Origin of the sequence: Clostridium boliviensis (assembly GCF_033342255.1) — a bacterium.
Lineage (GTDB): Bacteria > Bacillota > Clostridia > Lachnospirales > Lachnospiraceae > Lacrimispora > Lacrimispora boliviensis.
Map to the genome: position 1 here is coordinate 26,783 of NZ_JAWONS010000064.1, position 10,259 is coordinate 37,041.

Consider the following 10,259-nt stretch of genomic DNA (forward strand, 5'->3'; position numbering starts at 1 on the left):
CCCTAAAAATTTTTTTATCAAAAAAGCCTGGTTATACTCTATAAGTTGAGAGTATAACCAGGCTTTGCTGAACTAAATCATAACACTGCCGAAAAGTTAACTATTCTTTAATTGTGATAAATGAACTGCAAGATATACCAATTCATCGTGTCCTGCTTTGTAATGATATTTATCTTCAATGTATTTGCATACCTTCTGGCTGCAGCGGTATTCATCCGGGTAGTTTCGAAGTAATTCTTCCAGCATCCGTGCCCCGCCATGTTCTTTATAATAATACTTTTTCATGACCCGCTGCGCAAAAAATTTCAAATGGGTCATATATCGATAATAGGGAAGTGAATCTTCCTTAGCCTGAAAATTCAGTTCTGACATAATCAGATCATTCAGTTCACTTACCATAACAATCATTTTTTTAGCATTTCCGCTTATCTGATTATGCCGTGCTGTTACAAAATGCATGGCCACAAATCCAGCCTCATCATTGGACAGGCGGTACCCGAATTTAGACTCCAGCAAGTCCAGCATCTTTTGTCCAACCTTATATTCATCCGGATAAAACCGAATAATATCATGAAGAATCGAATTGGGGACAACAAACCCCTGCTGATAATTTTCCACAGCATGGTAAATATGATCGACTAGGGAAATGTGAATGGTTTCATTGAGAGTCATATCAAAAACCTGAACTGCATAATCAATTACATCTTCTGAAACCATAATATATTCCTGGGGCACTGTGTCTAATATTTCCCGGAACTGACTTTTATGATTTTTATCTTTCAGGATAAATTGTTTCTCAACCCGCTCCTGACCGATGGCATCACCGATGCGGCTTTTGAATCCAAGTCCGCTTCCAAGCAGCAGAACATCCTGCCCATTTTCATCGTTTGATATCACAGCATTTGTATTTAATATCTGCTTAATAACCATTTTCATAAAAGTTTCCTCGATCTCAATGTGTAAATTAATATAATGTTACAGATATATTCAGAAACAAAAAAACAAGCATGCACCAAATAAAACAGATGCAGACTTGCCTAATTTAATAGTAACACTCCTGTAAACTACGTAAAGTCTATCATAAGAATGCTCCAAAGGCAATCGGTATTTTAACCAATATTATTCAGTACATTTTGTACATTTTTACGATATTTATTCATTGGCTACTATTAATTTTTTATATTTTTATGGCTTTATCTGCAGACATATTCTCTCCGGAGTATAGTTTTTGTGAGGAGCAATGCATTCTTATGACACTTTGGATTTGTGTTTGGCAAGCGCTCCTTTAAAGTGTCATTGGCCAGATTCTCAAGTACCGGAAGAGAGATTTTTAGCATTGAATTTAGCCAGTATGATCTTACATCTGTTTTCTCCATCTATTTCCCCACCTTTCTTTTACCAGATAAATAATTCTCTGTCGGCTAATTTAAGCATTGCCTCTATAAAATAATAATCGGCATAAATCATAGGAAAATTGTGTCTCGAATCGTGATACGCTGCAGAACAGTTCTCCAAAAGGTTGTCTATGTCCGGGCTAAAGCTGCAGCGCTTTTCATAAAGTGTTTTTAGCAGACGGATAGCTGCATTCAGATAAATATGCTTCTCTGCTTCTTTTACATATCTGGAGAGTTCAATCATACCGCAGGCTGCACAAGCTGCAGCAGTGGAATCTTCCCAGCTGCAAGTTTCCGGCTGCATGAAATCCACTGGTATCAGATTGCTTACCGGAATATTTGCAATAAAATAATTTGCAATAATCTTAGCCGTATTCAGATAGGATTCGTTCTTCGTATGCATATAGCTTAGCACAAAGCCATAAATTCCCCAGGACTGGCCTCTTGTCCAGGAGGATCCGTCTTCGTATCCCTGACCTCCATGTGATTTTATCATTTCCCCGGTTTCCGGGTTAAATTCAACAATATGATTGACTGATCCATCCGGTCTTACAAAACAGGTCTGTGCCATATCAGCATGGTTAACCGCTATGTGCCGGTATCTGGGATCTCCGGTCTCCTCCCATGCCCAGTACAACAGCGGCAGATTCATCATGCAGTCAATTATTGCCCAGCCAAGGTGTTTTTCCCCTCCCCATTCGTTCCATGCACGAAGGAAATGTCCGGCAGGATTGTAGCGCCCCGCAAGTAATTCTGCTGCCAAAAGACCTCTGCTTCGAGACTCCTGGCTTCCTGTCATACGGTAATTGGCCACTGCTGAGGGCAGCCATTTAAATCCATTATCGTGATCCAGTTTTTCCGGCATCATAAAATTCTTATCCATCTTCTGCTCTGTTTTTACTGCAATGTCTTTATACAGATTAACTCCTGTAACATGATACATCTGCCACATGATTCCAGCCCAGAAACCATTGGTCCACCAGTAAATCTTCTCATCGGTGTAATCATTGAAAACTCCGTTTTCCACCGTATATGGTATCTTGTTCTGATTGCGTTCTGCTACAAACAACATTTTTGATTTAACTTTTTCCAGAGTTTCATTCACCCACAATTCCTGGCTCACTGATAATTTCATATATACCCCTTTCTTAAAACTGAACCTTTTTATAACAAAAAAACAAGTATACACCAAAAACAGATGCAGACTTGCCTAATTTAATAGTAACACTCCTGTGAATTATTTAAAGCTTATCACAGGAGTGTCAAAAAAATCAACTACTATTTTTGAACTTTTATAAGTTTTCCCCATTGGATTCGATCACGTTTTTGTACCAGTCAAAGGATTTTTTCTTATATCTTTTTAATGTACCAGTTCCGTCATCATTCCGGTCAACATAGATAAAACCATATCGTTTCTTTAATTCCGCTGTAGAAGCACTGACTAAATCAATGCAGCCCCAGCTGGTATATCCCATAACCGGGACTCCGTCTTCTATGGCTTCCCCTACCTGAATTAAATGATCTCTTAAATAATTAATTCGGTAATCATCAAGTACTGTCTTTGTTCCATCTGGCTGTGTTACAAGCTCATCAATCGCACCCAATCCGTTTTCCACAATAAACAGAGGTTTCTGCCACCGGTCATAAAACTGATTAAGCACATAGCGAAGTCCCTGGGGATCGATCGCCCAGCCCCATTCACTTTGCTTTAGATAAGGATTTGTCACACCGCCCATGAGATTTCCTTCACCTGCCTGTGCCACGGAACGATCAGCGGCTTCACAAATACTCATGTAGTAGCTGAATGATACGAAATCCACAGTATGATCCCTTAACAGCTCTTCATCGCCATCTTCCATCTGGATCTGAATATTATTTTCCCTGAAATACCGTTTCATATAACCTGGATACTGGCCTCTGACATGCATATCACCAAAAAATGTATTCATATGATCTGATTTCATGGCTGCAATTACATCATCCGGATTAGAGGTCAGGGCATAGATTGGCATGCTTAAAATCATACAGCCGATTTTGCAGCCGGGCATCATCTCATGGCCGATTTTCGTAGCCAGTGCACTGGCCACCAGCTCATGGTGAATGGCCTGATAAAGATCCCGTTTCTTTAATCTGCTCTTATCCGTATAAATTCCTCCGCTTAAAAACGGTTCATGAAGCACAGAGTTTATCTCGTTAAAGGTCAGCCAGTATTTCACCTTTCCACCGAAACGCTTAAAAATAGTTCTGACATATCGTTCATAAAAGCTGATCATATCCCGGTTTATCCAGCCATCGTACTGAACGGACAAATTTAAAGGTGTCTCATAATGAGAAATCGTTACCAGAGGTTCAATCCCATATTTCAGTAATTCATCAAATAAATCATCGTAAAACTGAAGTCCCTTTTCATTGGGTTCTTTCTCATCCCCATTGGGGAATATCCGGCTCCAGGCAATTGAGGTACGGAACACTTTAAAACCCATTTCCGCAAAAAGTTTAATATCTTCTTTATACCGATGGTAAAAGTCAATTCCTACCAGCTTCATATTATCTGAAGTTGGTTCTTTTGTTACCGGTCCTTTAATTCCACGAGGGGTCACATCCTGAGTACTTAACCCCTTTCCATCTTCGTTATATGCTCCTTCACACTGGTTCGCAGCCACTGCTCCTCCCCATAGGAATCCATCTGGAAATTTCATATAGCAGTTAGTCCTCCTTTTCTTTTACTGAGATGTCGACTATAATAACAGATTTTTATTAAATAAACAACTCCAAAAAAATTGAAGTATCGTTAAACTATGCTTATAATAAAGGTGGAAATCCAAAAGGGGGATCAATTGATGTTTCAGATAGGCGAATTTTCAAAGCTGACGCAAATAACAATTCGTATGCTCCGATATTATGATGAGGCAGGGCTCCTGAAACCCGCCGAAATCGACCCATGGACGGGATATCGTATGTATTCTGTAGAGCAAATACCCGTTTTAAACAAAATCATCTATCTTCGTGACAGCGGTTTTACTGTTTCAGAAATTGCTGCATCTCTTCGTATCAAGGACGACGATTCTCTTGTGTCGCAGCTTGACAGGAAACAGCTGGAGGTGGAACAGGCAATCCTGACTGAACAGGAGAAATGGAATAAAATTGAGTTTGCAAAAAACGAACTGTTAAACAAAAAAAGCGAGATGCATTATAACATTTCAATTAAATCGATTCCAGGTTACCCGGTTCTTTCCTTACGCCGCACGATACCTGACTATTACGCAGAGGGCGGTTTATGGCAGGATTTATCCGTTTTTGCAGCCGAACATCAAATACAATTATCAAAAAATACTTTTTCAATTTATCATGATTCCGAATACAGGGAAATAGATGTAGACGTTGAGTTATGCGCACCTGTAAAAAAACCGGGAAAAAGCATTGATGGCTTCACGTTTCGAAACGTTGAGCCAGTACCAATGATGGCTTGCACAATGGTATACGGAGCCTTTTCAAATATCGCTGGCGCCTACCGTGCCTTTGCACAATGGTTGCAAGAAAACAGTCAATATAAAATGTCCGTCCCAACCAGACAAATCGTACACCGCGGGCCGTGGAATGAAAGCAATCCTGAAAAATATCTGATAGAGATTCAGATACCATTAGAATAGCCCTCTTGACTCTCACATGGTGTTAGGGGTTATGCTCCGTTTGAAATCAAGAAAATGGAGGAAAAAGGCATGAGTAATTTTACAGTAAAACCGATTGGAAAGGTTCGTAACAACGAAGACGGCACGTTTATTGAGGTAAGCAAACACTATATTCCAGCTCTGCAAGCATTGGAAGGATTCAGCAACATCAATATCTTCTGGTGGTTCAGCGATTTTGATGATGATCAATCCCGCTCCACGCTGCAGACAGCGCAGCCCTACAAAGGCGCTCCTGATGTAATAGGCGTTTTTGCCACAAGATCACCGCTGCGTCCGAATCCCATAGCATTGACCACAGTAGATGTGATCCACATCGATTATGAAAAGGGGGTGATTCAGATTGCTTTTATCGACGCTAACGATAATACTCCGGTGCTTGACATGAAACCCTATACACCAAGTTTTGACAGAGTGGAAACTCCTGGTGTTCCTGCATGGTGCAGCCATTGGCCGAAAAGTACCGAAGAATCTGCCTTTTTTGCATGGGATGAAGTATTCACTTTTTAGGAGGGCTTATGAGCTTAAAAGATTATATCGATGATAAGCCAGTACTTCATTCCGAAAGGCTTATACTGCGAAAACTTATGCCTTCTGATATAGCCGATTTAAAAGAATGGTCAGGCGAGAGCTGCCTATACCAGTATTGGGGAAAACGTCCCGGAAAAAGCGATCTAAACCCGGAACTTCTCTTCCAGAAGAAGGATAAACCGACGAAAAGTTTTCATTGGGGGATTGTTTTCAAAGCAGATAATAAGGTCATTGGAGAATTGTGGGTGTATCTGATTGATAATGACCGAATGGCAAAAGTTGCTTTTCGTCTTTCTCCAGCCTATCAAGGCAAGGGTATTATGTCAGAAGCATTATCCCGGGTTGTCACATTCTGCTTTGAAAAAACAGAGCTGCAACGGCTGTGGTCTGATGTCCATATCCTAAATTATGCCTCCTGTAAAACACTTGAAAACGCAGGATTTAAACGTGAAGGAAAGATCCGTGACGGTAAAATGGTAAATACTTACTGTGACTACTATTTATATGGCATAGTGAAAGATGATTATACTGGTAAAGATGCTAAACCGTGATTGAAACGAGGTGAACAAATAAATGTACGAATGGCACAAGCAAATTCAGCTGATTGTTGATGAAATTGATGAATCAATCAGTCAGATACCGGATACTGCTTTGATACTTCTCCCGGCAGAATTCTTTACTTTTATCACAATCCGGAGCGGTTCTGGAAATATGTCAGACCAGTGTGTAAATTATAATTTTAGTCCTGTACGGTTCTCACATTTTAAATTTTTAAACCCACTCCTGTAAGAAAGGGGGCAGGTGTAAATGACTGATAATCAGTTATTTTACACCCGCCCCTTTCTTCATTATATGCTTTCATCTGTTATGATAAACTTAAGGTTCAATACCCCATTTCAGGCTATTAGATATATATCCTGTAACCTTTGGCCAATCCACGTAGCTCGTTGCTGAGCCCTCAAAGGAATAATCATCTGTCTGAGTATAATTCGTCCAGTTAACTTTAGTTACTCTTATCTGCATCTCAGCATACTCTCCTGTTGCCAGACTTCCGGCTCCAGATGTAAATCCAATTTCCAGACAGTAGTCGGCATCCGTCTTTGGAGCAGACAATTTAACAAAGGTCCCGGTAATATTGCTGCTGCCAACTGATGACCAGTCACTCCAGAAGTTCTGATCCATTTCTCCATTTATGGTGTAATAATATCTGATTTTAACATCAGAAAGTTTTACACTGGTTGTGCCGTTATTGTAAATTTTGAATTTCGGACTGAGAGAAACGCTCTGTGCTGATGTGGTTCCATTAAACATCTGTATCTTAATGCTTCCTTTTGCGATGGAAGTATCTACTACCGTCAGAACCATTACAGGGTCTGTTCCTGCACTTAAATCAAATACTACATTGTAGGTTCCTGTAGCAAGACCAGCCAGCTTAGTTTTCAGGAAAGTAACGGAACTTTCGGATATGGTATAATCCACGCCTTCCATCAACTCTCTGCTACCCATCTTAATACCTTTTAGTGTATGTCCTGCCAGAGTTAAAACAGCTGTAATATCTGCCTGTTTTGCAGGGTTCTTATCAAAGGTAGCTGCCGCAGGTTTAACAGAACCGCTTGGTGTGGAATCAGTGATCGTTACTGTCAGCACCGGATCTACTCCCTTATTGAAATCAAAAACAAGTTTTAACTTACCGACATCCTGACTTGCTAAATACTTTTTAGACAAAATGACCGTACTGTCTGATAAGGTATAGTCTGTATCTTCCGTTAAATAAGTACTTCCGTCCTTAATACCGGTAAACGTATTACCATTTAAGGTAAGCTCTACTGTTATATCTGTTTGCTTGGCAATATTCTTATCAAATGCTGCAGCTACAGGGCTGATCGCAGAGTTGGTTACTGGTTCACCCCCTTCTCCAAACAACAGGGAATATACACCATTTGCAATGGCGATATCGCACTGTGCCCAGAAACGGTGGTAGTAAAATACCGGATCGGTATCATTGTTATAAGCAGTAAGAACTTTCTCATAATCCGGATCATCTTTATATTTAGAACGAATGTCTAAAAATTTAACACCGGATTTAATCACATCGCCATTTGGCATTTTCCCCGTCCAGCCTGCTGGTACGTAGATTTCCTGGTCGAAGAACCGATTGTAATCTGTTCTTGATTCTGGCGTTGCAAGGCCCTTATCATCTCTGTACAGATTCCACATACGATCCAATAATTCCTTTGCCAGTACTCTTGCTTCATCATCACCAGATGCCTTGCTGTAATACAATAAGGTATTTGCAAGAGAACCTGTAACACCAAGGTCTGTGCTGTAGCTGGTTACAATTACATGCAGGTTCTTATTGCCTGTATAAGTACCTGTCCAGGTATCAGGCTGTCCGGACCAGTCAAGACCGTTTGGAATCGCAAAGGTTCCGTCTTCATTCAGCTGTACCACTGATTTAATCCAGCCTACCCATTTATCCAAAATAGCTTTTGCTCTGTCATCCTTAGTTTTGTAATAATATTCAGCTACACGCTGCATGGACCATGCCTGAAAACCAAACCAGGTATTACTTCCAGGATCTGCATATACTGGATTTTCTACATATCCCATTCCGTAAAATGTTGATGTACCTGCCGGCCATTCTTCATAACGGCCTTTATGAGAGTTACTAGCTCCGCCAGCAATCGCGCCCTCAGAAGTCTGCAGCCACTGATAAAATTCCAGCTGTCTGTTAAGACTTAACTTCCAGTCGCTGGCTCCCTTTTTGGATAGAGGTTTAAAATCTTCATCTTCCGATAAAATCCATGCTGTCATGGGATTCTGATATCCAAAGTGGTTATGACTGTCTCCAATCTTCCATGCCCAGCCGGAACCTACTCCGCCGCCCCATGCATAATACCAGGACATGAGGTAATGAGCTGCATCATATCCGGTACCAGCAGCTGACGGGGTACCAATTTTACGGAAGTATTTATCAAACATGGCATATCTTAAATAATCACCCATTTTACTGGCTTTGGAATTATAGGTTTCAAGGTCAACGCCATATTCATCAGCCCATTTATTCGCCCAGTAAGTAGCTTGAATTGCACGGGCGTCTGCATCGGGTGCATCGGTGTATTTAAACTGCTTTGAATAGCTGCTGTCTCCGGTGAATAGATCAAGATATCCATTCTTGCCGCCGTATTTCATTGTTTCCCAGCATGGCTGAGGTATAGTCTCCCAGGTAGACTCCTGCTCTCCTCTCTGAAACGTATTGATATAGGATGGCGTTGACACACCGTCCCCTCTGCTTCCAAAACCGTACCAGTTATCTGCATCTAATAACCAATGCATTCCATACATGGTATTGCTGCCGTATGTAGCAGCCAGTTCACTGTTGATCGGGTCAGTTCCAACAGCTGCACCAGAATTCAGCTGGGCAGGATATAAGTCTGGCAATTCCCATTCCGGGGCATAAGTAGCAGGCTTGCTTGCTGAATATTTACTCATGCTGGATTCGGGCTGGTCTTTTTCCGTTGGAATCATGTAGGTTTCTGCTGTGTCCCAGGCTTTTTTAAATCCGCTGAAATCTCCTGTAAATTTTCCATACATTGCCTCCAGCCACATATAATAGCTGAGAGTTTCACTTGTCGTTACGTGTCCATAGTCCGGAGCTTCTACAATCAAAGTCTCAATTGAATGATATGGAATACCCTTATTACTGAAATACCCATTTTTCGGATCCTTAATGTCTCCCCAAAGTTCCATAAACCTGTCTTGATATTTGTCTGTGCTTTTGGTAATAACTTTTTTACTCATCTTAAAATAACCTCCTTTTTTATTTAACAATTTATTCATCCGCCGGTTTCTTGCCGGTGAAATACCGCCTACCTTTCACCTCTCCTTTCCTGATTATTGAAGATTGATAACCAATTGTCTTCTAATTTAGATAAAGAATATTCAGGCTGAAATGGAAACATAAAAATGTTGTTCTTATACAAATCAATCTCGCAGGAAGAACAATCATACGTACCTGCTGGCATATTCCAAATCACCTGAGGCAACTCATACATGAGAAAACTCCTTGATGTATTTACTAAGTAAAAAGAGAAATGACAGCAATTTGTAAACCTGAATTTAAGCTATCTCTTCTGTGTATTCTTTTTCTAATATTGATAATTGAGAATTGGAATAGCAGCCCTCTTTGAAGCATATCAGCAGCCGGCACTTTGTCTATGTCCAGCCGCTATAAGCTTGCGGGACATAAGTAAGATCTTTTTCCTGCATATGCCCCGTTTCTCCGATTTTCCTACCTTTTCAATCTCCATTTAGGGCATACCAGCAGTCGGCTCTTTATTATTGCCCCGCTGTTACTCAGCTTGCAGGGCATAGTAAAATCTTTTTCCTGCACATGCCCCATTTCTTCAATTTTATGAAGTTATAGAACCAGGCACTGAGCAGAAATAGTAGAAAAAGACATAATAGGAGGTAATATAGTCATATTACAAATAAAGGAGACCGGCTATAATGGTATTTCTCGTCCGTCAAGGGCAGACCGATTGTGTTGGATGACCAGCTTACAGAAATAAACTGCGGGGAATTTGAAGGTACAGAAGAGATTGTTTATCTGATTTTTATTTATTTGAATCAACCTTCACTTCATGGT

9 protein-coding genes are annotated in these 10,259 nt (G+C 40.6%); 4 read left to right on the forward strand and 5 right to left on the reverse strand.

The features are described 5' to 3' along the window. Positions 1-96: 96 nt before the first annotated feature. The 4 genes from RZO55_RS02915 to RZO55_RS02930 form a co-directional block, all read right to left on the reverse strand. Complete coding sequence (locus RZO55_RS02915) at positions 97-936, reverse strand: PRD domain-containing protein (protein WP_318062795.1); 840 nt, start codon at positions 934-936, stop codon at positions 97-99. A 257-nt stretch (positions 937-1,193) separates the two neighbouring features. Next, on the reverse strand, positions 1,194-1,376 hold the full coding sequence (locus tag RZO55_RS02920) for a hypothetical protein (protein WP_318062796.1): 183 nt from the start codon (positions 1,374-1,376) through the stop codon (positions 1,194-1,196). A 19-nt stretch (positions 1,377-1,395) separates the two neighbouring features. Then, entirely contained in the window at positions 1,396-2,529 is a 1,134-nt protein-coding gene (locus RZO55_RS02925) for a glycoside hydrolase family 88 protein (protein WP_318062797.1), read from the reverse strand. Positions 2,530-2,686: 157 nt separating this feature from the next. Continuing rightward, a complete protein-coding gene (locus tag RZO55_RS02930) occupies positions 2,687-4,093 on the reverse strand; it encodes a glycoside hydrolase family 1 protein (RefSeq protein WP_318062798.1) in 1,407 nt (468 codons plus the stop codon). Between the two features lie 141 nt (positions 4,094-4,234). Here RZO55_RS02930 and RZO55_RS02935 point away from each other — a divergent pair, with 141 nt between their 5' ends. The 4 genes from RZO55_RS02935 (at position 4,235) to RZO55_RS26010 (ending at position 6,400) form a co-directional block, all read left to right on the forward strand. Beyond that, the gene (locus RZO55_RS02935; RefSeq protein WP_318062799.1) at positions 4,235-5,044 is read left to right on the forward strand and encodes a MerR family transcriptional regulator; all 810 of its coding nucleotides are present in this window, start codon (positions 4,235-4,237) and stop codon (positions 5,042-5,044) included. A 69-nt stretch (positions 5,045-5,113) separates the two neighbouring features. Continuing rightward, positions 5,114-5,590 carry an SAM-dependent methyltransferase gene (locus tag RZO55_RS02940; RefSeq protein ID WP_318062800.1) on the forward strand — a complete coding sequence of 159 codons (477 nt, stop codon included), beginning with the start codon at positions 5,114-5,116 and terminating at the stop codon, positions 5,588-5,590. An 8-nt stretch (positions 5,591-5,598) separates the two neighbouring features. Beyond that, positions 5,599-6,162 (forward strand): GNAT family N-acetyltransferase, encoded by a 564-nt coding sequence (locus tag RZO55_RS02945; protein ID WP_318062801.1) that lies wholly within the window; start codon positions 5,599-5,601, stop codon positions 6,160-6,162. A gap of 22 nt (positions 6,163-6,184) precedes the next feature. Continuing rightward, a complete protein-coding gene (locus tag RZO55_RS26010; protein ID WP_439100017.1) occupies positions 6,185-6,400 on the forward strand; it encodes a hypothetical protein in 216 nt (71 codons plus the stop codon). Positions 6,401-6,487: 87 nt separating this feature from the next. On the opposite strand, the gene RZO55_RS02955 is transcribed toward RZO55_RS26010, so the two are convergent. Continuing rightward, positions 6,488-9,412: a glycoside hydrolase family 48 protein gene (locus RZO55_RS02955; protein ID WP_318062802.1), complete on the reverse strand. Its 2,925-nt coding sequence runs from the start codon at positions 9,410-9,412 to the stop codon at positions 6,488-6,490. Positions 9,413-10,259 lie beyond the last annotated feature (847 nt).

What these genes read in the sequence shown, in the direction of transcription:
- RZO55_RS02915 (WP_318062795.1), bottom strand. Translation starts at nt 936, where the DNA reads ATGAAAATGGTTATTAAGCAGATATTAAATACAAATGCTGTGATATCA.
- RZO55_RS02920 (WP_318062796.1), bottom strand. Translation starts at nt 1,376, where the DNA reads ATGGAGAAAACAGATGTAAGATCATACTGGCTAAATTCAATGCTAAAA.
- RZO55_RS02925 (WP_318062797.1), bottom strand. Translation starts at nt 2,529, where the DNA reads ATGAAATTATCAGTGAGCCAGGAATTGTGGGTGAATGAAACTCTGGAA.
- RZO55_RS02930 (WP_318062798.1), bottom strand. Translation starts at nt 4,093, where the DNA reads ATGAAATTTCCAGATGGATTCCTATGGGGAGGAGCAGTGGCTGCGAAC.
- RZO55_RS02935 (WP_318062799.1), top strand. Translation starts at nt 4,235, where the DNA reads ATGTTTCAGATAGGCGAATTTTCAAAGCTGACGCAAATAACAATTCGT.
- RZO55_RS02940 (WP_318062800.1), top strand. Translation starts at nt 5,114, where the DNA reads ATGAGTAATTTTACAGTAAAACCGATTGGAAAGGTTCGTAACAACGAA.
- RZO55_RS02945 (WP_318062801.1), top strand. Translation starts at nt 5,599, where the DNA reads ATGAGCTTAAAAGATTATATCGATGATAAGCCAGTACTTCATTCCGAA.
- RZO55_RS26010 (WP_439100017.1), top strand. Translation starts at nt 6,185, where the DNA reads ATGTACGAATGGCACAAGCAAATTCAGCTGATTGTTGATGAAATTGAT.
- RZO55_RS02955 (WP_318062802.1), bottom strand. Translation starts at nt 9,412, where the DNA reads ATGAGTAAAAAAGTTATTACCAAAAGCACAGACAAATATCAAGACAGG.